At 58.7% G+C, this 22,811-nt stretch carries 23 protein-coding genes; 2 read left to right on the forward strand and 21 right to left on the reverse strand.

Going from position 1 to position 22,811, the window contains the following annotated elements; translation table 11 throughout:
• Positions 1-26 precede the first annotated feature (26 nt).
• The 6 genes from ALP8811_RS10930 to ALP8811_RS10955 are packed head-to-tail and all read right to left on the reverse strand — an operon-like array spanning position 27 to position 5,505.
• Positions 27-761, reverse strand: a complete 735-nt coding sequence (locus tag ALP8811_RS10930) for a TspO-related membrane protein (protein ID WP_108857136.1) — start codon at positions 759-761, stop codon at positions 27-29.
• Between the two features lie 34 nt (positions 762-795).
• A complete protein-coding gene (locus ALP8811_RS10935; RefSeq protein WP_108857137.1) occupies positions 796-1,356 on the reverse strand; it encodes a DUF3833 domain-containing protein in 561 nt (186 codons plus the stop codon).
• Positions 1,353-2,579 carry an MFS transporter gene (locus tag ALP8811_RS10940; protein WP_108857138.1) on the reverse strand — a complete coding sequence of 409 codons (1,227 nt, stop codon included), beginning with the start codon at positions 2,577-2,579 and terminating at the stop codon, positions 1,353-1,355. Before ALP8811_RS10940 ends, ALP8811_RS10935 begins: the two co-directional genes overlap by 4 nt.
• Positions 2,579-3,073, reverse strand: coding sequence for a chalcone isomerase family protein (locus ALP8811_RS10945; protein ID WP_108857139.1), 495 nt, complete (start codon positions 3,071-3,073; stop codon positions 2,579-2,581). The genes ALP8811_RS10940 and ALP8811_RS10945 overlap by 1 nt, the downstream gene beginning before the upstream one ends.
• Complete coding sequence (locus tag ALP8811_RS10950; RefSeq protein ID WP_108857140.1) at positions 3,066-4,223, reverse strand: SAM-dependent methyltransferase; 1,158 nt, start codon at positions 4,221-4,223, stop codon at positions 3,066-3,068. Before ALP8811_RS10950 ends, ALP8811_RS10945 begins: the two co-directional genes overlap by 8 nt.
• Complete coding sequence (locus ALP8811_RS10955) at positions 4,162-5,505, reverse strand: NAD(P)/FAD-dependent oxidoreductase (protein WP_108857141.1); 1,344 nt, start codon at positions 5,503-5,505, stop codon at positions 4,162-4,164. Before ALP8811_RS10955 ends, ALP8811_RS10950 begins: the two co-directional genes overlap by 62 nt.
• A 121-nt stretch (positions 5,506-5,626) precedes the next feature.
• Here ALP8811_RS10955 and ALP8811_RS10960 point away from each other — a divergent pair, with 121 nt between their 5' ends.
• Positions 5,627-6,400, forward strand: a complete 774-nt coding sequence (locus ALP8811_RS10960) for a DUF1365 domain-containing protein (RefSeq protein WP_108857142.1) — start codon at positions 5,627-5,629, stop codon at positions 6,398-6,400.
• Positions 6,397-7,122, forward strand: a complete 726-nt coding sequence (locus tag ALP8811_RS10965) for an SDR family NAD(P)-dependent oxidoreductase (protein ID WP_108857143.1) — start codon at positions 6,397-6,399, stop codon at positions 7,120-7,122. The genes ALP8811_RS10960 and ALP8811_RS10965 overlap by 4 nt, the downstream gene beginning before the upstream one ends.
• 126 nt (positions 7,123-7,248) lie before the next feature.
• Here ALP8811_RS10965 and ALP8811_RS10970 read toward each other — a convergent pair whose 3' ends face one another.
• The 15 genes from ALP8811_RS10970 to ALP8811_RS11040 form a co-directional block, all read right to left on the reverse strand.
• Positions 7,249-7,764, reverse strand: coding sequence for a fasciclin domain-containing protein (locus ALP8811_RS10970; protein ID WP_108857144.1), 516 nt, complete (start codon positions 7,762-7,764; stop codon positions 7,249-7,251).
• Between the two features lie 180 nt (positions 7,765-7,944).
• Positions 7,945-8,580 (reverse strand): ChrR family anti-sigma-E factor, encoded by a 636-nt coding sequence (locus ALP8811_RS10975; RefSeq protein WP_108857145.1) that lies wholly within the window; start codon positions 8,578-8,580, stop codon positions 7,945-7,947.
• Positions 8,577-9,212, reverse strand: coding sequence for a sigma-70 family RNA polymerase sigma factor (locus ALP8811_RS10980; RefSeq protein WP_108857146.1), 636 nt, complete (start codon positions 9,210-9,212; stop codon positions 8,577-8,579). Before ALP8811_RS10980 ends, ALP8811_RS10975 begins: the two co-directional genes overlap by 4 nt.
• A gap of 466 nt (positions 9,213-9,678) precedes the next feature.
• Positions 9,679-10,089 carry a universal stress protein gene (locus ALP8811_RS10985; RefSeq protein WP_108857147.1) on the reverse strand — a complete coding sequence of 137 codons (411 nt, stop codon included), beginning with the start codon at positions 10,087-10,089 and terminating at the stop codon, positions 9,679-9,681.
• Positions 10,090-10,137: 48 nt separating this feature from the next.
• On the reverse strand, positions 10,138-11,931 hold the full coding sequence (locus ALP8811_RS10990; protein WP_108857148.1) for a thiamine pyrophosphate-binding protein: 1,794 nt from the start codon (positions 11,929-11,931) through the stop codon (positions 10,138-10,140).
• Positions 11,931-13,340: an aldehyde dehydrogenase family protein gene (locus ALP8811_RS10995; protein ID WP_108857149.1), complete on the reverse strand. Its 1,410-nt coding sequence runs from the start codon at positions 13,338-13,340 to the stop codon at positions 11,931-11,933. The genes ALP8811_RS10990 and ALP8811_RS10995 overlap by 1 nt, the downstream gene beginning before the upstream one ends.
• Positions 13,321-14,235 carry a sugar phosphate isomerase/epimerase family protein gene (locus ALP8811_RS11000; protein WP_108857150.1) on the reverse strand — a complete coding sequence of 305 codons (915 nt, stop codon included), beginning with the start codon at positions 14,233-14,235 and terminating at the stop codon, positions 13,321-13,323. The genes ALP8811_RS10995 and ALP8811_RS11000 overlap by 20 nt, the downstream gene beginning before the upstream one ends.
• 118 nt (positions 14,236-14,353) lie before the next feature.
• Positions 14,354-15,544 (reverse strand): Gfo/Idh/MocA family protein, encoded by a 1,191-nt coding sequence (locus tag ALP8811_RS11005; protein WP_108857151.1) that lies wholly within the window; start codon positions 15,542-15,544, stop codon positions 14,354-14,356.
• A gap of 1 nt (position 15,545) precedes the next feature.
• Positions 15,546-16,211, reverse strand: coding sequence for a hypothetical protein (locus ALP8811_RS11010; RefSeq protein ID WP_108857152.1), 666 nt, complete (start codon positions 16,209-16,211; stop codon positions 15,546-15,548).
• On the reverse strand, positions 16,201-17,397 hold the full coding sequence (locus ALP8811_RS11015) for a Gfo/Idh/MocA family protein (RefSeq protein ID WP_108857153.1): 1,197 nt from the start codon (positions 17,395-17,397) through the stop codon (positions 16,201-16,203). Before ALP8811_RS11015 ends, ALP8811_RS11010 begins: the two co-directional genes overlap by 11 nt.
• The gene (locus ALP8811_RS11020; RefSeq protein ID WP_108857154.1) at positions 17,387-18,211 is read right to left on the reverse strand and encodes a citryl-CoA lyase; all 825 of its coding nucleotides are present in this window, start codon (positions 18,209-18,211) and stop codon (positions 17,387-17,389) included. The genes ALP8811_RS11015 and ALP8811_RS11020 overlap by 11 nt, the downstream gene beginning before the upstream one ends.
• Entirely contained in the window at positions 18,208-19,068 is an 861-nt protein-coding gene (locus ALP8811_RS11025) for a shikimate dehydrogenase (RefSeq protein WP_108857155.1), read from the reverse strand. The genes ALP8811_RS11020 and ALP8811_RS11025 overlap by 4 nt, the downstream gene beginning before the upstream one ends.
• Entirely contained in the window at positions 19,065-20,948 is a 1,884-nt protein-coding gene (locus ALP8811_RS11030; RefSeq protein ID WP_108857156.1) for a bifunctional sugar phosphate isomerase/epimerase/4-hydroxyphenylpyruvate dioxygenase family protein, read from the reverse strand. Before ALP8811_RS11030 ends, ALP8811_RS11025 begins: the two co-directional genes overlap by 4 nt.
• Positions 20,948-22,243 (reverse strand): TRAP transporter large permease, encoded by a 1,296-nt coding sequence (locus ALP8811_RS11035; protein ID WP_108857157.1) that lies wholly within the window; start codon positions 22,241-22,243, stop codon positions 20,948-20,950. The genes ALP8811_RS11030 and ALP8811_RS11035 overlap by 1 nt, the downstream gene beginning before the upstream one ends.
• Entirely contained in the window at positions 22,240-22,794 is a 555-nt protein-coding gene (locus tag ALP8811_RS11040; RefSeq protein ID WP_108857158.1) for a TRAP transporter small permease, read from the reverse strand. Before ALP8811_RS11040 ends, ALP8811_RS11035 begins: the two co-directional genes overlap by 4 nt.
• Between the last annotated feature and the right edge of the window lie 17 nt (positions 22,795-22,811).

The following is a 22,811-nucleotide window of genomic DNA, read 5'->3' on the forward strand; positions in this document are numbered from 1 at the left end:
GCTGGGCAGGATCCGAAACTGCGCCTCTATGATGTGCGGCGTGGCACACCCGCCTGTCGTCGCAAAACGAAGACAATGGTCAGCGCCGCAACGCCAATCGCTGACAGTGCGATCACCGGCCAATTTCCTGCGGGGACGTTTGCTGCAATCACTCCGGTAAGGGCCCAGATGATCGCCGCCGGATAGGCCCACTCGGCTGGTCTGCGGGACTGGATCGCAAGTGCGACCAGCAAAACCATCGCAAGCATGGCCAAAGCTGCTTGCTGTGCGGTTAGAACGCCATATCCGCTTAGGACAACACCCGTTCCAACCCCAGTCGCTGCCGTCAGCCACCCCGCGTAAAGCGCGACCGGACGGACCTGCCAAGCTCGGGCATCATCCCCGGCGCGCAGCATTGCAATGATGGCAAAGACTGCCATGGCAAAGATCATGACCGTTGCCAGGATCGGGGCGGCGTTTGCAGCGGCAATCCAGAAAATGCCAAGGCCAAGGCTGATCAACAACGGCGCGCGCATCTTCTGCCACTGGCGGTCACGCGGTGCGTTGAACCAGCCCCAAACCGCACCTGCGATCAGCCAAATGTATATCACGCCCCAGATGCTAAACGCCCAGCCAGCGGGTTGAACAGGCCAGAAGTCCAGCACCACAGGAAACTGCTCTGGCCGATAGCCTGCAAACTCGCGGGTTACGAAAGGGGACAGTGCGAAGGCCACCGTCGCCAGGGCAACTGCAATTGCGAGAAGTGGGATGTTCCTTGTCATTCCGGTTGATCTTTCGTGTTTGGGTGTACCGTGTTCATTGCTGTGCAGCAGCGTCAGGGCGCATTGTGGCAACGAGCTCGGCAACCTTGATGCCGAACTTGCGCATCTCTGACTTGTTCATGATCACGCCGTTCTGGGTGAGATACAGCCAGTCCGTCACCGACAGCGTGTGACCGCCTGCATCTTCGGGCAGAACAATCTGGTATACCATCTTGATGGTCGAGCCCGAGACCGTGCCGCGCGCCTCTCCGACGATGTCATCCGCCGTGGCCGTGAAGGTATTGCCCTCGCCCAGCGTCAGATACCACTTCCGGCTCTGCTGCTTGCCATTAGAATAGGTGAACTCTTCGCTCAGGGTTCCGGTATTCCCGTCCCATTCGCCAACCATCTTGGCGACAAAGCTGTTGGTCATTTTACCCGTCGGCCCATAGATCAGCCCTTCGGACAGGATCGGGCCAGACAGATGCGTCTTAAGCGCAAACTCTGGGCCAGTTCCGGCATAGTCGTCGGGATCCTGCGCGCGAAAGCTTAGGAACATTGATTTTGCGATCATGGCACAGACCACCAGCAGGGAAATGACGGTAAGAATCTTCATGAGGTTTGACCTTCTGACGGGAGCGCAAGGACAAGGGCCATTGCGCCAAGTTTTAGGATGCAGGGAATGACGGCGTATGAGAGGTTCAGCGTGGTGAGGGCGTCAGCGCTGTTCGAACCTCCGGGCGTGAACCCGCTGCGCTCAAGCATGGGCAGGACAAGGAACGCGGCCAGCGCAAGGCCCAGTTTTCCAGCGAATGACCAGATGCCAAAGGCAAGGGATGGCTCAAGCCCTGCCCGATTCAGAGCCACCGAAAACATGGCAGGCAGGATCACCATATCCGCCCCCAGCGCAGCCCCGGACGCGATGCAGACCACGGCGAACCCAGCAAGGTTTCCGGGCGCAAGGAACGCGGCCCCGACGAAGCCAAGGATGGCAAGTGGCATCGCAATCAGCAGGGTGACTTTCGGCCCGGTACGATGGCTTAACCGCGTCCAAAGCGGAAGGCTTACGCCTGCGCTGAGGAAGAAAAGGATCAACAGCGGACCAGCCTTGCCCGAAAGTTGCAGGCGATCTTCGACAAAGAACAGAAACAGGGTTGATGTGATGGCGACCGGCAGGCTGTTGACCAGTGCCAGCACCAAAAGCCGCATCGCACCGGATTGGCTGAGACCCGCAAGCGACAAGGGCTGACCCGGGATCGGTTTGCGCTGCCAAATGGGGAACGAAAGGACAGCACAGGCCACCGCAAGCGCACCAAGGAACAGTCCAAATGCTGGGTAGCCCTGTGCGCTTGCCCCTAAGGCGACGAAGATCGTCGGTACGATTGATGCAATGACCACACCTGTCAGCATCCCACCCTCACGAAAGGCTGCCATCGTCATCAACGCACGCGGCGTCGGCGTGGCTGCGAGCGTTGCACTGCGGGCGTATAGCAGGATCATGCCCAAGCTGTAGGACGAAAAAAGCAGCACAAGGATCACGATAATCTGGACTACGACATTCGGGCCGGCCTTCAGGGAAAAGAGCAGTGGGAAACCTATCGCAAGTCCAAATGCTGCCGTAACCGCAAAGCTGCTCTGAGCGCGCGGCCAGCGATCAATGGCCCAACCAATCAGCGGATCCTGAACAAGATCTACAAGCCGGATCAACAGAAGGATTGCACCCACCGTGCCCAGCCCGATCCCAAGATTCAGAGACGCGAAGCGCGGCAGATGGATGTACAGCGGGATGCCCGCCGCAGCCAACATCAAGGCATAGAGACTGACGCGCGGATACAGCATCATTCACCCTTCAGCTTGCGGGTGAAGGAGTTCGACCGCGTGTTGTCACCCAGAAAGATCCCCATGAAGCGAGATTTGATCTGCGGATGCGAAAGTGTGCATGTGCGTCGGCCATTCAACAGAAACGAGATCTTGTTCTGACCGTTTGAGATCGCCGTATAGCGGTCCCCTTTGCGCACATCATTGAAGCAGGTCGTCAACTGATCGCGAACCGGCAAAGGTGCCCCCACCCGCGCGAATTCGCGCATCGTGCCTTCAACCAGATCATACTGGGTCAGGTTGCGCATGTATTGAAGCTCCAGCCCGAAATCCTTGCTCCAGTCCAACGGTGCGCCAGACGGGGTGAACAAGCGTGCCTTGTACAGCGGGAACCCAAGGAACCGATAAGTCGCAGCGCCCCGCAGCTCTGCATCTGGCAACACCGATGCAACGGTATTCGCCTGCGCGCTTACCGGGATCAGCAACAACCAGAGCAGAGCAACGTATCTACGCATGGGCCAGCTCCACTTGGACCACATTGGTGTGGCCTACGGCGAACGAGGCGGCACAGATTTCGAGATAGTATTGCCAGTTGCGGAAAAAGCTCTCGTTGTAACCCATTTCGGCAATCCGACGTTTCTGGGCGTTCAGGCGTTCGGCCCAGAGCCGACAGGTTTGGGCATAGTCCTGACCGAAAGCGAAGTTGTCACGGACCGCAAAACCCGCATCGTTGGCTTGTTTCGCAATCATGCTATCCGACAGCAACATGCCGCCGGGGAAGACGTATTGGCGGATATAGTCGGACGAGGTCTTATAGGTCTCAAAGAAGCTGTCCTTGACGGTGATTGCCTGCAACAGCACACGCCCGCCTTCAGCAAGGTTGCGTTTGAGGGTCGAGAAGTAGCTTGGCCAATAGCGCGCACCCACGGCCTCGATCATCTCGATCGAGACAATGTTGTCATACTTGCCATCGATGTCGCGATAGTCCCGCAACTGAATGTCGGCCCTCCCATCAAGGCGGCATTCGGCATAGCTGTGCTGATTGCGCGAGATTGTGACACCGGTGACATCCCGACCTTCCTGGCTGGCGTGTTCCGCAAAACCGCCCCAGCCGCAGCCAATTTCCAACACCCGCTCGCCATCGCCGATCCGCGACAAAGCGCGGTCGTTCTTGCGGGCCTGCGCACGCGCCAAATCGGTGTCCCCATTGTCAAACAGCCCCGACGAATAGGTCATGCCGTCATCCAACCACAGCGCATAGAACTCGTTGCCGACGTCGTAGTGAGACCGGATATTCTTGCGCGACCCACGACGTGAATTCGCACGCATCACTGTATCGACCAGACGAAACTTGGCCTTGTTGAATGGGCTTGCCTGATCAAAGGCGCCCAGATGGTCGCGATTTTTCATCGCCAAAGCCATCAACCCTTCGATCGAGGGCGTGTCCCACATCCCCTGAACATAGGTCTCGCCCAGGCCAACTTGCCCATGCGCCGCCATGGCGGATACGGCGGACCAGTCACGAATGACCATTTCCGCCTCGGGACCGGACGTTCCGAACTGATAGCGTTCGCCTTCAGGCGTACGCAGGGTCAGCTGTCCCTCACGCAGTCGCTCGCATGTCGACAGGAAGTTCGACTTCAGGGCTTTGTTCGTGAAACGCATGATCCATTCCTTTGAGTTGGTGAGTGTTGGTAAGTGCGCGGACGATGCGCATTGCGCTGGCAATGCCATCTTCGTGGAACCCGTGCCGGTTCCACGCACCGGCGAACCACGTGTGGTTCTGGCCTTGCATCTGACGGATGTCCTGCTGGGCCTTCAGCGCGGGCTTGTCGAACACCGGGTGGTGAAACTGAACCTCGTCATAGATCGCATCCTGCGGGATGGGCTTTGACGGGTTCAACGTAACGAACAGCGGATCGCTTTCAGGGATGTTCTGAAGCTTGTTCATCCAATAGGTGACCCCGATATCGCCGTCCTGAGACCGATAAGACCAGCTTGACCAGCAGGCCTTGCGACGCGGCATCTGCCCGGTGTCGCAATGAAGCACAGCTTTGTTGGGCTGATAGCGAATGCTGCCCAGCGCCGCGGCCTCGGCTTCGGTGGCATTCTCGCCCAAAATCTTCAGAGTTTGGTCAGAGTGACACGCGAGGATCAGTTCGTCAAAGGTGGCAATGTCAGAGTCACCGGTATGGATGTGAACGCCAAACTCGTCACGCTGTACATGCTCAACCGGCGTGCCTGTACGAATGTCGCAACCACGTGCAACCAACGCGGCCTCGAGCCTGCGGACATATTCAATGCTGCCGCCTTTAACGGTCCACCATTGATGCTCGCCCGACCCCGCCAGCAGCGCATGATTGCGGAAGAACTGTACCAGCGATTTCGCCGGGAACTGGTCCACTTCCGCGACAGGCGTCGACCAGATCGCGCCGCACATGGGCATCAGATAGTTGTTGCGAAACCAGTTCCCCAGACCCAGTTCGTCCACCAGCTCTCCAATGGTTTTTTCGTCATCTTTGGCGGCCTCTTCGGCACGTTTTCCGAACCGGACAATGTCAGAAATCATCTTGAAGAACTGCGGCCGCAGCAGGTTGCCCTTTTGCGCCGTAATTGCTTTGAACGTGTTGAGACCGTATTCCAGCTGCCCGTCATTGATACTGGCGCCAAAGCTCATCTCGCTTTTGATCACCGGTACGTCGAGGTCGCGAAACAGACGTGTCAGATTGGGATAAGTCACGTAATTGAAAACGATGAAACCCGTGTCGACCGGCTGATCGCCGTTTTTTCCCGCCATCACGGTGCGTGCGTGGCCACCCAAGCGAGGAGCGGCTTCGTACAGGGTCACGTCGTGAAAAGGAGCCAGATAATATGCGGCAGAAAGGCCTGAAATGCCGCCGCCGACGATGGCGATCCGTTTGCGGGGGCCGTGGGTTTGATCGTACATGCTGTCCTCGCCTTTAGAATGGTATGAAGCGATTACGTAAGGCTTTGGCATTCGGATCATTTTTGTTTGGAAATCTTTCACCTAAAGTGATCCAGACACCCATCACGCGCGTAGACCCTGTATGAAGCTGGAACACATTCAAGCCCAAACCCATCACGCCCGACGCGGCGCGCTGAAGAACGCGTTCACCTATGGCGTGGACTATGTGCTGACGGATCTTGGTTCAGCGGCCCCCCTTCTGATCTCTCGCAATCGCTTTAATCTGTGGTCCATCTGGGATCACAGACATGGCGGTGCGCGCGATGCTGGGCACGGCGTGGAATGGTTCCGATCCGTCCTTGAAGAACGTGGGATGCCAACCGAGAACGCACAGCTTTTGCTGCTGACACAACCAAGTTTCCTGTGGTTCCATTTCAACCCGGTTAGCTTCTGGATCGCCGTTGTGGATGGCACACCCCGCGCCTTTGTCGCCGAGGTCAACAGCACCTTCGGGCAGCGGCATTGCTATTTCTGCGCGCGGGACGGGTTTGCTCCGATCCAAAAAAGCGACACCCTGATCGCCGAGAAACTGATGCACGTTTCTCCTTTCCAGAAAATCGCGGGGCACTACGCGTTCAATTTCGGCCTGACCGAAGACAATGTCGACATTCGCATTACCTTCAAGAACGGCGATCACGGTGTTTTGGCCACCTTGGCTGGCCAACGTCAGCCTGCAACCAGCAGGTCACTGGCATGGGCTGCGATCCGGCGACCATTGGGGGCGGCCAGAGTTCTGGCCTTGATCCATTGGCAAGCCGCAATCCTGTATTTGAAACGCGCGCCGTTCCTGAAAAAGCAGAAACCACCCGAACAGCTAATCAGCGACGGGCACGATTTGCACGGAGCCGGCGAATGACCGAATTTTCCGGCAAAACCTATTGGCTGGTCGGTGCCAGCGAAGGCTTAGGACGTGCGCTTGCAAAACGTCTGGATGAAGAAGGCGCGCATGTGATCCTGTCTGCACGCAATGCAGAACGGCTTGAACAGTTGCGCGGTGAGTTGCGAAACGGCCAAGTGGTGCCGCTGGACGTCACCGACATAGACGCCGTTCGGACCGCCGCCGCATCTGTCGGCCCGTTGGATGGCGTGATCTACAACGCTGGCGCCTACGAGCCGATGCGCGCAACTGACTGGGACAGCGATGCAGCCTTAAGGATGAGCGATGTCAATTTCACCGGCGCTCTACGTGTGCTGGGTGAGGTTGTGCCAGAGTTTGTCAGCAAGGCTCACGGCGACATTACGTTGGTTGGGTCGCTTGCAGGATATCGCGGCTTGCCTGCCGCGATCGGATACGGTGCCAGCAAAGCGGCGCTTGTCAGCCTTGCCGAGACCATGCGATCCGATTTGAAAGGAAGCGGTGTGACCGTGCGCTTGGTCAATCCTGGCTTCATCAAGACACGCCTGACCGAGAAAAACAGTTTTCGCATGCCGATGCTGATGACACCCGAGGCCGCCGCCGAGCGTGTGCTATCGGCGATGAAAAAGCGCCGGTTCCGCACGGATTTCCCGGCCCCATTTTCCTGGGCCATCCGCTGCTTATCCTATGCGCCGGACATCCTCGTTTATCGAGGCAAGTAACGGCGCACCCCTTCTGCAACCGCAGACTTCTCTACCTTCAAACACAAAAAAGGGCCGACGCATTTCAGACTGAATAGCGTCGACCCTTGGGGAAAGGCTCCGGCTTTGCGGCCGGAGCTGGGGGGGTTAGTGGCAAGCCGGGCGTGTACCGGGCAGCAGGACTTTGTCGACCACATGGATCACGCCATTGTCGGCTTGAATGTCAGCGATGATCACGTTGGCCATCGCGCCTGTACCATCAGCAATCATCACACCATCCGAACCAGCGGTGATGCACAGACGCTCGCTTGCGAGGATTGGCTTGAAGTAGTTCGACCCGGCGGGGATCATGCCGGCCATCAGCTTGCGGTCATCAACGTGGTAAAGCAGCACGTTGGTCAGTTGTTGTTTGTTCTCGGGCTTCAGCAGCGTTTCAACCGTGCCCTCCGGCAGCGCCGCGAAGGCATCATTCACGGGGGCGTAAACGGTAAACGGACCCGGGCCCGACAGGGTCTCGGCCAGACCAGCCGCCGTCACAGCGGCAACCAGGGTCGAGAAGCGGTCATCAGCAGCAGCAATTTCAACGATGTTGTCTGCATGGGCAGCAACAGCAGAAAGGCTAAGTGCAGCGGCGGCGAATGCGGTTTTGAATTTCGATTTCATTGTAGGAACTCCATGTCGGTGAGAGCGTGTCGCTCGATTTGATTTCGTGTTCGTACAAGTGTTACGGCGCAGCAGTCCCGTTGGACCAATCACTCACGTTTTTGTGATCTAACTAGCTGTAAACAAAAAATAAACCACCGGAAATCCGGTGGTTTATTCAGTCAAAAATTCAGCTTGGTTTCAGATGCGGAACAAAGGCTGTAAAAGTCGTGGGATCAGTGCGTTAAATCGCAGCCGAGCATCGGTCGCAGCAAGGCAGATACATGCATCGCCCGGATCCGCGATTGGCGTATGCTCCAATGTCTCATCCGCGATCTCAATGTCCCCTACCCCGAAGCGACCCGTTTCGTCACTGAAGCTGCCTTGCAAGACAAGTGTCATCTCTAGCCCATTGTGGCTGTGATCTGGAACCGCTTGTCCAGAGGGGATGTACAGAAGCCTGACCGAGCCAAAAGCGTCCTCTGTCAGGATATCCTGTCGCACGCCCATACCCAGTTTCTTCCACTTGGGTGCGCGCCCTTTCATGACTTCCATGATCGGTCCCGGATAGATCCCGTTCCGGTCATAGACAGGTTCCGGCGTAAAAGGATCGTCCAGTTGCGCAAGGATGCTGTCTTTTAGCGAAGACGACACAGCCACAGCACTTGTGTCTTCCAATACGGCTCCACCGACTGCTTGATGCGCCTCAAGCGCCACGCGGCACTTTGCGCACAACGACACATGGCTGGCCACAGCAACGGCAAAAGCATGCGGAAGCGTGCCGGCTGCATAGGCCGCCAACATGGCGTCGGGGGTGTGATGGTTTATGGCACTCATTGCTTGAGGTCCTTCAACTCGTGTCTCAATCGTTCCAGCCCAAGCCGGATACGAGACTTAATGGTTCCTAATGGCAGCCCGGTCTGGCTGCTGATCTCTTGATGTGTCAGCTCGCCCAAATAGGCTTTCTCGATAATCTCGCGCTGTTCTGGCTTGAGATTGGCAAGCGCCTGTCTGAGCTGACCGGCCTCTTGCTCCAGTCCAAGTATCTGGCTGGCATCCGGTTCAATGCCGGGCTCTTCCTTCAACTCTTCCGGCATCGGACGGTTTTCTTTCCGTGCAATGTCGATATGGCGGTTACGGGCAATCTGATAGATCCAAGCGGACACCTGTGCACGGTGCGGGTCAAACGACGCCGCCTTGCGCCAAATCGTCAGCATGACGTCTTGCACGATCTCCTCGGCCTGATGCGGCGAAGCTCCTGAACGGATAATGAAACCCTTCAGTCGCGGCGCAAAGTAATCAAACAGTGCCACGAAGGCATGACGATCGCGCTTGTCCCGGACGGCAAGCATCCACTGGGTCTGTTGCGAGTAATCGGTTCGACTTTGCGACACAGCTTCTCTTTCCTTGCGAGTTCTCGTGCAGATGCTCTTCGCGCAGCTTGGGATATCTAGTGTTTGTGTCAACATAAACTAGTTACGCAGAACTGTGAAATCCGGATCACTTTCTTTCGAATTTGCAGTTAGGGCAGCAAGAAGATCCTATGAAGATGCCCTTGATTTGGGCTGCAGGCCAAGCCCCCGACACACGTGTTGTTTTGAACAGCTATCAGAATTCTTGAGCGCCATATGTGGTTTTTGGGTCAATGAAGGAAGATCGCCACCATTCTAGTGTCTGTCCCGCGGCTACAAGAAGGTAAGGATGCAAGCTAACCGCTATTTCGCGCATACCGCCCTCTTACTTGGCGTCTATGAAGCTCTGATTGAATGGCATGAAACCTGCGGTTGCCCGAGAATACTTTTCGAAAGTTTCCAGAGCCGTGTTCAAGGTAATCGGTTGCCTCGTGAAGGCATTGCCACCACGCGAAAATGAAACCCTTGGTCATTCAGGTGTCACTTCTTGAATTCGCACCAGCCCGATTGCCAACTTTAGAGGTCACCTAATCACGAAAACCGAGCACGGCGCGCGTCTTGCCAGCCTGGATGCGGTTGACCCCAACGCGTAGCCCTCGCTTCCAGGGCGGCTTGCTGCTGTGACGATCAGGTCTGCGCCGATCTCTTCGGCATAGGTCGCGATCACCACGCCGGGCTTGCCTGCAAGAGTTACCCGTTCAACGTCATCGTGACCGACCAAAGCATCGTCAAAGGCTTTCTTGATCTCTTGCACCATCTTCTTCCGGTCGGGCTTTACCATCGCGTATTCGGCAACGTAGGACGGAATGTCCTCGAACACAGAGACCGCAATGATACGGCCTTCTGGCGCCCGCAACTGTCGGGCGACGTCCAGTTTTCGCGTAAGCGTTTCGATGTGATCCAAAGCGACGGGAACGAGGATGGTATTGAACATGGTGATCACCCAATTAAAGGCCGGGGCACGTGGCCCCGGCGGCTGGTTTTAGGTTGCAACGTGGGACACGTCCTTGTCCGGCGAATAGATATCGAGGATATTCCAATGCCCGGTCGTAGGCGTCGGGTTATTGATCATCGGAACGTCCAGCACCGTGGGCTTGTCACTGGCAATCGCCGCTTCAAGCGCTGGGAGCAACTCGTCCGCAGATGAAATCCGCACCCCGACTGCGCCATAGGCCTGCGCAATCTCGGCATAGCCCGGTCCGTTGGTGGGCGCGGCAGCAGTGCCCGGGAAGGTCGTGCCATAGGTCAGCCCATAGTGGGCTTTCTGAAGACCCGCGATGGTGCCAAAGGCGTTGTTGTTCATCACAAGCCAGATGATGCCCAGATCCAGTTCGACCGCAGTTGCCAGCATCGACGGGTTCTGACCAAAGCCGCCGTCACCCACAAGGCTGATCACCACCCGATCCGGCGCGGCCAGCTTTGCGCCCAGCGCACCGGGTGGGCCAAAGCCCATCGTGGCAAAGCCGCCGGGCGTCAGGATCGAGCCGGGGGTCAGGATATCGAACTGCTGCCCGACCCCGTTCTTGTTCCAGCCCACGTCGGTGGTGATGATCGCGTCTTCGGGCAGCGCTTTGCGCGCATCGGCCAGAATACGTTCCGGCATCATCGGGAAAGCAGACGAGGTCTGCATTTCGGTGTTTGAGGCTTTGAACTTGGTGCGGAAATCGGCGATCTCGGCCTTCTTTTCCGTGCGCGGGAAGCCGTTGGGGTACATCTCTTTTGCAACCCGTGTCAGCACGCGCAACGCGGCTTTCGCATCTGCCACCACACCGATTTCGGTCGGATAGTTGCGCCCGATCTCCTGCGGTTCGATATCGATGTGGATGACTTTGGTTTTGTCGTCTTTTCCGCCAATATTGAACGTGTAGCCGGGATACCAACTGGAGCAATCAGCCTCTTTAAAGCGGGTCCCTACGGCAAAGACGTAGTCCGCATTCAGGCAGGATTGGTTCACCAGTTCGGTGCCCCAGAACCCGGTCATGCCCATGACCAACGGGTGATCATCGCGCAATGCGCCCTTGCCCATCAGGGAATGCGCAACCGGCAAGCCCATATGCTCAACAAATTCGCGCAGCTCTTCGCTGGCCTTCGCCAACAGAATGCCGCCACCCACATAGGCCACGGGGCTTTCAGCCTGCGCCAATTTTTCGACGATCTCGCGCGCGGTTTCGTCGTCGATCGACGGCTTCTTCAGCGCGCGGGTGTTGTCGATGATGCGGTCAAAGCTATCTGGCGTGATCACCTCCGAGAAGATGTCCATCGGCACGTTGACCAGAACCGGACCGGGCTGACCGCTTTCAGCCAAGTGGAACGCCTTTTCCAGAATCTCTGCCATCAGGTCCGCCCGGTCCACGCGCCAAGCGCGTTTCACGAAGGGGCGATAGATTTCCCACTGGGCGGCATCCGCGTGCAGGTTGACCTCTTGGTGCGGGTGCTTGCCATAATAGTGGGTCGGAATGTCGCCCGCGATCACCACCATCGGGATACAATCAAGCGCCGCATTTGCGACCCCGGTGGCGCAGTTCGTCAAACCGGGAGATAGGTGCGACAATACCACCGAGGCCTTGCCGGTCACGCGCGCATAGGCGTCCGCCGCGTGGCTGGCGATCTGTTCATGACGCACGGTGATGAAGTCGATCGGGCTTTCGGCCAGCGCCGCCAGCACCGAGATATTGGTGTGACCGCAGAGGCCAAACACGTGCTCGACCTCGCGCCGTTCCAGAAAATCGACGATATGTTCGGCAACCGTTTTGCCGTCTACTTTCGATCCATCCATCACGCGACCTCCTGTCCGTAGAACTCGCCAAACAGCTCCTCTTCCGAGGGGCGATCTTCGGCGATGGGCCGGCTAACCCATGTGTAGTTCATCATGTGTTTCATGGTGACGTTTTCATTGGTGATGTTGCCGCCCCAGATGCCGCACCCCAGCGAGCTGGTCATCGGCATACCGTTGGTCCAAGCGCCCGCGTTGGCCTTGGATTGCGGCTGGCGCACCATCATGCGGCTGACCGGTGCCAGACGGGCCAGACGGTCGATGTTTTCGTCATTATGCGAATAGATGCCGCAGGAATGGCCAATGCCGCCGGTGGCGTAAATCTTGCTGACCGTGTCCAGCGCATCGTCAAAGGTCTCGAAGTGATACAGCGCCATCAGCGTGGTCAGTTTTTCCTTCGAGAACTTGTGCTCTGGCCCGATCCGGCCTTGGTTTTCCACCATCAGGAACTTGCGATCCTCGGGGATCGAAAACCCGGCAACCTCGGCGGTCTGTTGTGGACGGCAGGCGATGGTCGGGAAGGTGCGGTTGCCCTTTTCGTCCCACATCGCGGCCTCGAGCATGTCCTTTTCTTCCGCAGAACACAGGTAGCCGCCTTCGGCCTCAAGCGCCTTGACCATATCGTCATAGATCGACTTCTGGATGATGATGTTGCCATCTGCCGAGCAGCCCGACCCGAAATCCGAGGTTTTGGAAATCCGGGTGTTCTGCGCGGCGATGTCCAGATCTGCGGTCTCGTCGATGACAATCGAGCTGTTGCCCGCGCCCACGCCATAAGCCGGACGGCCCGAGCTGTAGGCCGCTTTCACCATCGGCTTGCCGCCGGTGGCCAGTGTTAGATCGCAGATCTCCATCAGGTGCTGGGTCAGCGGGATGGACGGTTTGCGGATCGCTTGGAACAGATCTTCCGGGGCGCCCGCAGCGCGACAGGCCGCGCGCATCACTTCGGTCATTTCCCATGTGGTTTGGGCCGTGCGCGGGTGCGGCGAGAAGATCACCGCGTTGCGTGCGTTGGCCGAGGACACACCGGTCACGGGTGGCGTCATGGCCGGATTGGTCATCGGGATAAGCGAGGCAATGACACCCGCTGGCTTGGCGTATTTCACCAACCCTTTTTCCTCATCCACCTCTACCACACCCGTCGACGGCGTACGCAACACATCGCGCAGCACCATCTGGATCTTGAAGCGTTTGCCGGGACGACCTGCGCGGTCACCGATGCCACTTTCATCCACGCCCTGTTCCGCAAGACGGGTGAATGTCTTCTCGTTGCCCGCATACCAAGCGATCGCCTGTGACAGGCGGTCCAGGCGCTCCTGCGACCAGTCTTCGATTTCAGCCATGGCTGCACGCGCACGCGCCAGCATGTCAGCCGCCAGCTGGCGGTCCGCGTCAGTGAGCTCTTTGCTCATGATGATCCTCATTGTGTTGGAGAGTAGCTGCATCCGGCATCCGGCGCTGAGAGCGCGCCTCGCCGAAGGTTCGTTTCGCGTGTTGCAAGCAACGCCGCGCATGTTCTTCGTATCCCAGTTCCGCCACACGGCTTTGGTTGGGCAGTTCGATCGAGTAATCCACCGGGGGCATCCGCTCGATGATGCCCGCAAAATCAATCCAGCCCTCGCCCGGATACAGCCGCGCATCGCGGGCAAGCTGGATCATCCCCTCACGCGTGTCGGCAATGCCCGGCAAGCAGTCAGAGATGTGCAGGAAGTGAAACAGCTCGGACGGGACGTGCAGAAGCTCGCCCAGATCGACGCGGCTGAGGTGGAGATAGAGCGTGTCCACCAGAATGCCGCCATTGGGACGGTCCGCAGCACGAACGATGTCCAGTGCTTCGTCCAGTGTGCGTAAGCGCGAGAAGGACGGAAATTCAAGGTCGACCGTGATGCCGTAGGGCACGGCCAAATCGCAGGTTTCGCCATAGACATCGACCAGAAAATTGCGGTCGTCGCGGGTCGGCGTCCAGGCCGACATGATCATCCGCTTGGCACCCAGTTCGCCACCTAGTTCCAAGGCGCGTTCGAAGCTGCGTGGATCGACGTCTTCGGTGATGCGGGCCAGCTCGACATCCAGCACCTTTAACCCGGTCGACGCCAAGGCCGTCTTCGTGGCCTGTACCTGCGCCTTGTCTACGGGGGCTTCCGTGAACTCCCCCGGGACTTTCATCGGGATGAAGCGCGGGCTGACGGCGTCATAGCCCGCGCGTGCAGCGATATAGACCAGCTCGGGCGGTGACGCCCCGATCAGGGTCAGATGCGCCAATGAATACAGCGATGTTTCATCGGCCTGATGGGCAGTGTCGGGCATGGAACGGGCTCCGGACGAAATCAGCGAGTCGCAGGTTTATCCTACGCAATCTAAAATATCTGATATTTTTGATAATATCAATTACTGATTTCGACCCCGGTTTCCTGCCCGGTTCGGGTCAGATCGCGACCCACTCCCCACCTTTCTCATTTGACCGCACCGAGGCCGCGATGAACTGCACCCCGGCGGCACCTTCAGCCACTTTTGGAAAGCTCAGCCAATCATCCGGCAACGCCACTTCGTCGCGCCGCGCCGCCACAGCCATGGCAAACTCGGTATAGAGATTGGCCCAAGCCTCAATGAACCCTTCTGAAAAGCCGCGGCCAGTGCGCACCAGCCGCTCAGTTACCGTGCTGACCCCGTGACCATGACCACGGCTGATCACACGATCCGCCTCGCCAAAGCGATAGAATTTCAGTTGCTCGGCGTTTTCCAAATCCCATTCCAGACCACCCTCGGACCCGTAGATCCGGAGCCGCAACCCGCCGCGATTGCCCGGTGCAAGACGGGTCGCCATCAGCGTACCGGGCACATCATTTTGGAAACGCGTGAACATGAACACCGTGTCTTCAAGCGGCTTTGGCGCACCGCAGACATGGAACTCCGCTCGCAGATCCGTCATTCCAAGCCCGCTAACAAAGCTCGCCAGATGCGCCGCGTGGGTGCCGATGTCGCCCACACAACTGGTCGGGCCCGAAATCTTAGGGTCGAGCCGCCATTTCACATGCGGCGCGTCGGCCGCGTCGTCGGGGGTCATCCAGTCCTGCAGGAACTCCACATGGATCTGGTTGATGTTGCCAATGCGCCCCTCGGCCACGATTTCGCGCGCCTGACGGATCATTGGAAAGCAGGACATGACATAGCCCACGCCGAACACCCGCCCGGTTTGCGCGGTCAGGTCGATCAGCGCCGTGGCCTCGTCGACCTCGTTGGTCAGTGGCTTGTCGCAGATCACGTCGATGCCCGCTTCCAGAAACGCCTTGGCCGCGGGGAAATGCAAGTTGTTCGGCGTGGTGATCATCACCGCGTCCACGCCATCGGGACGAGTGGCCTCGACCTGCGCCATCTCTATGAACGAGGCATAGCAGCGATCTGGATCCATGAACCATTCCGCGCCCCGCGCCTTCGCCCGCTCTGGGTCGGACGACAGCGCCCCCGCGACAACCTCCCACCGGTCGGTCATCCGTGCCGCGGTGGCCTGCGTCGCCGAAATGCGCCCGCCCCCAACAACACCAAGACGCAGGCGGCGCGAGAGCGCCGGGAACGGCCTATTGAAATCCAAGGTCTCGGGCAAAAGTCTCTCGGTCAATTTATCCTCCCAGTTTCGGGATCTCTGCCCCCTCGGGCAGGATTTCCAGCGCCATGAAGATGCTGGGCGTTGTGGTTTCATATTGGTGCCAAGGATAGTTGCCTTGGTCGTCATACATCGGACGATGCGTCATGCCCGGCGCCATTGGTTCTTCCAGATACAGCGTGGCAGGGTCGCGTTCGCGGCATTGCTGCATCTTGCCGAACCCGACAATCTGGGTGTGTACCTCGCGAAAGCCCGGAACTGGGCAGAACGGGTGGTCCTTGTGCAGGCCGACATTCAGCGGCACCGAGGCCGAATGATACATGGTCAGGCCGATATTGCCGACGAAAACCTTGGGCGACATGTAGTGTTCAACTCCGCGCAGCCGTTCTTCGCCGCGCAACTCAAAAGCCGTCGGCCACGCCTTACGCACGTCAATGCAAAGGTCTGCGTCATCGGCATGAGCGTCGAACCTCTCTACCACAATGGCGCGATCTACATCGCGCATGGTGATATTGGCAAAGATGGCCGATTGCAGTGGGGCGAGGGTCTGGCCCTCGATGTATATTGGCCGGTCGGCGACGTTCACCACAATCGCGCGGTCGGCGACTTCATACTGGGCCTCGTCCGTGACGTGGCACATGCCGAAAAACGGCTCGGCAATGGTGACGATTTCAATGGGCATTGGCGGCCTCATGAGCCCTGATGGTTTCGCTGGCAGGGAAGGTTTCGGGAAGCGGTTCGGGCACGGGACACGTGCTTTCTATACGCTGGTAAAGCCCTTCCTGTGGGGCGCGGGCGATGGCATCCATTACCTCGAACACGTGGAACGACAGCGCACCGCTTGCCCGAACGGGTCGGTCGTCCCGCACGGCCAAGGCCAGATCGAGCAAGCCCAAACCCCGGCTGTTTTCGTTGAAGCCGTGGTGGTTCATCACCACCTGCCAATCCTCGCGCGCTTTCGGGCGGGGTTGGTGCGACCAGCGCGACGTGTCTTGCGTGCGCAGCCAGACCGGCCCGTGAAAATCATTCGCGCCATGTACAGGGTCGGGATCGGGGATCGAAATCACGCCGGTCTCGCCGTAAATCTCGAACCGAGGGGTTTCGCTGTCCCAGATGTCGAAGCTCATGGTCATCGAACCGATGGCCCCAGTTTCGAACTCGATCATGCTGAGCGAATGGGTGTCGATCTGCACATCCATCCATTCCCCATAGCGGGGGCCGTTTTCGATCTGGCGACGATCAAAGGCGCGGTTTGCCATGCCGGCCACGCGCGCGATGGGGCCAAGGCAGAACACCATGGCAGTCAGGTAGTAAGGCCCAAGGTCCAGAAGCGGCCCGCCTCCTGCCTGATAATAGAAATCCGGATTTGGATGGTGCCGTTCCGTGCCGTGGGTGCCCACATGGGCAAACACACCGGTCGGACGCCCAATCGCGCCTTCGTCGATCAGGCGGCGCACGGTCTGCCAGCGCCCACCAAGGAAAGTATCGGGCGCATTGCCCAGCTTCAGCCCGCGCGCCTCGGCCAATTCCAGCAGCTCGCGCCCCTCGTCCATGCCCGTCACGAAGGGTTTTTCCGAGTAGACATGTTTGTCCGCCAGAAGCGCCCGCCGCGTGATATCAGCATGGGCTGCCGGAATGGTCAGGTTGAGGATGCAGTCGATCTGCGTATCGGCGATCACCTCGTCCACGGAACAGGCACGCGCGATCCCGTGTTGCGCGGCCTTTGCCCGGCTTTCCTCCAGATCAAGGCTGGCGCAGGCCACGACCTCGACTTCTGAGAAGTTCGCAAGTGTCGTCAGATAGATGTCACTTATTCGGCCACATCCAACAAGGCCGACCCGGAAGGTTTTCGGTGCATCACCGGTCATCTTCTTTCGCTTCATAAAGTGGTAAATAGCTGGGCGGCATCGGACCTTTGTTCCGACCGCCCTGATTCATTTGCTCCCAAGCATGCGCCAGCACTCCGACGGATCGGGACAAGCAGAAAAGGCCCCGCGATAGGGGCGCAGGGAAGCCAAGTTCGCAGAAAATCACTGCGGTCGCGCCGTCGATGTTCATCGCGATCGGGCGCCCGCCACGCTGGCGGCCAAGCTCGGCCTGTACCTCTTCGCCAATATCGGCAAACCGCCCGGACACGGTGCCCTTAGCCGCGGCCTCGCGCACCAGCTGCATCAGCCGTGGCGCGCGTGGATCGACGGGTTTATGAAACCTGTGCCCGAACCCCGAGACAATCTTTCCGTGTTCAGCACGCCAGTCGTCCAACCCGCTTGTCACGGCCTCGCTCAGCCCCTGCCCCGCGCGCAGCTTGTCCGAGATGCCATAGTAAAGCTCGGCGCATTGTTCGCCTGCGCCGCCATGCACATCGCCCAGCATGTTCACAGCCGTCGCCATCGCGTTGTTCAGCCCAACCCCGCAGGTCGCCGCCATGCGTGCGGCGGCGATCGAGGGCGCTTGCGGCCCATGGTCCACGCCTGCAACCAAAGCGGCTTCGAACAGCGCGGCTTCGTCAGCGCTTGGCTTGTCACCGCGCACCATCAACCAGATCATCTGGGGGAAGGACACATTGCCGATCAGGTCCTGAATCGGATGGCCGCGAAACGCGATCTTGCCCGGTTCCATATCGATAATCGAGGTGCGCCACCAATGGCGCATGGCGTCTGCATCTGAACGGTCATTGGTCATGCCATTTCCTTCCGTTCCTGAGACACAAGATGCTTGAACTGCGCGGTCATCCGTTCGGGCGAGGCAGTTTGTCCGGTTATCAAGTGAAACGCGGCCGCCGCCTGAAAGATCGCCATGCCAGACCCGTCCATCGTGCGCAGGCGCCGCGACGCTGAGCGCTTAAGCAGCTCGGTCTGACGCGGGAAATAGATGATGTCAGCGACCCAGCAGGCAGGGGCAAGGCGGTCTGGGTCAAACGACACGCCCGGATGAGCGTCCATCCCAACGGGGGTCGCATTAACCACACCGCTTAGGCTGGTGGGTTCAGCGCTTTCAAAGTCGCGTGCGACCTGAATATCCGCCCGAGGTCGCGCCGCCTTCAGCCGCGTGGCGAGTGCCTCGGCACGATCGGTGGACAAGTCGGTTACGCAAAGCGTTCCGCAACCTTGATCAATCAAGGCCAGCGCAACGGCACCGCCCGCGCCCCCTGCCCCAACCAGCATGACCTTCGCAATCGAGGCCATGGGCATCTCGCTGCGCAGCGCCGACCGGAACCCGACATAATCGGTGTTGTGGCCAATCCTGCGACCGTTTTCGAACAGGACCGTGTTCACAGCCCCAAGCGCCTGCGCGGTCTCAGAGAGGTCGTGCATCAGCCCGGCGGCGTCTACTTTGAACGGATGGGTCACGTTCACGCCGGCCATGCCGTCGGCCTCGGCTTGTCGCAGGATGTCCTTCAAGGGCATCGCGTCATACGGCGCTGTTGCGGTATCAAACCGGCAATAGTCATACGAAATGCCCTGAGCTTTCGCCTCGGCCATATGCATGTCCGGGGTTAAAGAACCCCCAATATTCTGTCCAATCAGCGCGGCTTTCATGTGCGCGGTATCCCTGCTGGTCGTTGGTGTTTCATTTGCGCAGCCAAACGGGCGGACGCGTTGCGTGCGCCGTAGCCTGCATAGCTGCGGGTGCGCTGGACGATCTCGAAGAAAAAACCTTGAAAGATCGGCTGGCTGTAAATCTGGAAATAGGCCGTGTCTCCCTGCTGGTCGTAAAGGATATTGCCAGCGCGCAACCGCGCGATCAGGTCGTCTTCCAACCCGAATTGCGCCTGTAGATCGTCGTAGTAATTGGGCGATATTTCCAATCGCGGGAAGCCATGTACGGCAAGCTGCGCTGAGGTTTCAAAGATGTCGTCGCTCAGGAAGGCAATATGCTGGACCCCTGCCCCGAACTTGTCGGCTAGGAACGAAGCCGCAAAGGTACGATGCCCTTCGGCACCGTTCAAATTCAGCCGCACTTCGCCTTCCGGGCTTTCGATCGCTTGACTGTGCACCACACCTGCAGGGTCCGCCACGTCGACAATCGGAGATTTCGCCATCTCAAAGGTCGAGGTGTAGTAGAGCAGCCAGCTTTGCATTTCCTCGTAGCGCATGGTCTGGGCCACGTGGTCGACACGGCGCAGGCCCGCGGGTTGCGTTGCTTCGGTTTTGGCGACGGGTTCGAACTCGATATCCCAGACGCGGTGCAGGTCGGATTTCTCGTCAATGAAATGCACCACGTTGCCGCCGACGCCCCGGATCGCAGGAATGTCCAATTCGCCCGTACCAACGGGTTGCGAGAACTTCGGCGTGCCAAGCGCGGTTGCGCGCGCGACAGTCTGGTCTGCATCTTTCACCCGCAACCCCATGTCACAGACGGACGGACCATGGCCGATGAAGGCCGAATGCGCGAAGCCCTCTGTATCGGTGTTCACGACGATGTTGATCGCACCCTGTCGCCACAGCTCGACGGATTTTGAGACGTGTTTACGCTCCATCCGGAAACACATGGCCGACAGCATGTCGGTCAGCTCCTTGCCGCTGGTCGCATCCGCCGCGAACTCGATAAACTCAAACCCCGAAGTGTAAACAGGCGGCGGAAGGTCGGGGATGTCGAACCGCAGATCAGGATCGCTGCGGGACACCTCGTCCAGCAGGTTCACCAGTGCCCGATAGCCATCTTGTGCCAATGTGCGGCCACCCGGGCGCGGACTGTGCTCGTTCACGCGCGCGACCGACCACGCGCCATTGTAACCCGCCCGCGACAGCACCTTCACGAACCCCGCAAGGTTCAACGACCCCAGACCGGGCAGCATGCCGAAATGTCGTTTCAGGCTGCGAATGGCACCCTGTGCGCGTGGCGCGTCCGAAAGCTGAACATGAAACACACGGTCCCCCGGAAGGTCGCGCAACTGGGCAGGCTTCGCACCATCTGCCAGCGAGAAGTAGCTGTTCAGCGCGAGGCCCAGATTGGGGCTGTTGATCCGACTTATCAGGTCCAATGCTTGCGCATCGGTTTGAGCTGAACCCGCCCACGGCAACGCAAGATAGGCCAGACGCATCCCACGCGCTTTCGCACGGGCGGCAGCATCTGCAAGGTCTGTTGTGGCCTGTTCAATCGACACTTCCCGACTGGAGGCACCAATCAGCAGAATATCGGTGCCCAGCGCGCCCATCAGGTCGAATTTACGCTCGAGCCGATCAAAAGCGCGGGTGCGTTCTTCCCCGCCCCACCCTTCGAGATCGTTGAAAGGCTTCAGCAGGTTGATCGACAGTCCCAATCCCTGCGCCATCTGTGCGACGTCTTCAGCGGACCCGTGAAACCCGGTGAAATCCGGCTCGTGCAGCTCCACAGCGGTAAATCCCGCATCCGCGATGACCGAGAGTTTTTCCTCGAGGTCACCGGGGATCGACGTGGTCGAAATTGCAAGTGACATTAGCCTTGGTATCCGAAGAGCCTCGGCAGCCACAGAACCAGATCAGGCGAGAAGAGCAACAGAAGCAGAGCCAGAACCAGCACGGCCAGGAAAGCCCATATTTCTGCGATGATCTCGCGCAGCGGGATGTCTGTCACCGCGTTGATGACGAAAAGAAGGATGCCGTAAGGTGGCGTGATCAGACCGATCATCGAGTTCACCACGACCAGCACGCCGAAGTGGACAAGGTCGATGCCCAGCGCTTCGCAGGTCGGGATGAACAGCGGCACGATTACAAGGATGATCGTCGTCGCGTCCAACACACAGCCCAGCAGCAGGATCAGCACGTTGATCGCGATCAGGAACATGATCGGGCTGACGTCAGCGCCTTGCAACAGGGCCGAGATCGACTGCGGGATCTGCTCTTGAATGACGATGAAGTTCAGGATGAACGCGCCACCGATGACGACCCCAACTGAAGCCGACGACCGGGCGCTGTCGACGAAGACCTGATAGAGTGCTTTGAACGACAGGGCGCGATAGAAGAGCGCGGCCAGAAGCAGGGCGTAAAAGGCGGCAACCGCAGCGGCTTCGGTCGGCGTGGTGACGCCGCCATAGATACCGTACAGCAGGATTGCGGGCATCAGAAGTGCCGGGAATGCGTTGGCTGTTTTGCGCGGCAGTTCCTTCAACGGAATGGGATCTTCAAGCGCAAAGTTGCGTTTGCCGGCGAGGTAATAGTTCATCGCCATCAGAACCACGCCCATGATCAGGCCGGGCAGAATGCCAGCAAGGAACAGCGAACCGATTGAGGCTTTTGAGACCAGCGCATACAGCACCATAGGGATCGAGGGCGGGATGATCGGACCGATGGTGGCCGAGGCCGCAGTGATCGCCGCCGCATAGCCGCGGCTATAGCGACCGTCCTTGGTCATCATCTCGATGATGATCTTTCCAATGCCCGCCGCATCCGCGACCGCAGACCCGGACATGCCCGAGAAGATAAGCGAGGCGACCACGTTCACATGGCCCAGCCCGCCTTTGAAGCGCCCCACGGCCGCAACACAGAAATTCAGCAATCGGTCGGTAATCGTGCCCGCATTCATAATGTTCGCTGCGACGATGAACAGCGGCACGGCCAGAAGGATCGTGCTGCGATAGAAACCTTGCAGGATCTTCTCACCTGCAAGTGCCACATCAAGGCCAGCAAAGCCCAGATAGACGATCGAGGCCAAAAGGATCGAATAGCCGATTGGCGTACCGATACCGGCCAACACGAAAAGCGTCAGCAAACAAGACAGAAGTTCGAATGTCATGATGCGTCTCCGTCATCGCTCTCGTGTTCGGCCATCTCTTCGACAACCATTTCAAGTTCGGTCTTCGGGGGGCCGTTGCGTAGGACGTCAACGAATAGCCACGCATAACGGGCAGCGACGGCGATCATGAAGACCGCGTAGACCGAGAAGACATCGCGCAGTGGGATTTTGTTGCCCGTAAACGGATTGCGCACGGTCGAGGTCTTTCGGATTTTCATCCACTCGATGTAGTCCCAAGTGGGCAGGAACGTATAAAGCATCGCTATCACAATTGCTGCGGCGGCAATTAGGGACATGATTTTTCGAACCCGGCGCGGGACAGACAGATAGATGATGTCGAATTTCACGTGATCCTGTTCGCGCACTACGAAGGCACAGCTGAAGAAGATCACCCAGACCCACAGGATACCAATCAACTCCAACGTCCATCCGGCGGGCGTGAACAGGTATCTCAGCGCGATCTGTAGAAGAAAGGTCAGGAAGATTGCCGCCAGCAAGCCGCCGGCAATCGCTTCTGCAAGACGGGAGAACCACTTGAAGGCTTTCTCCATGGTCGTTCTCCCTCTTA

It is taken from the genome of Aliiroseovarius pelagivivens, from assembly GCF_900302485.1.
GTDB lineage: Bacteria > Pseudomonadota > Alphaproteobacteria > Rhodobacterales > Rhodobacteraceae > Aliiroseovarius > Aliiroseovarius pelagivivens.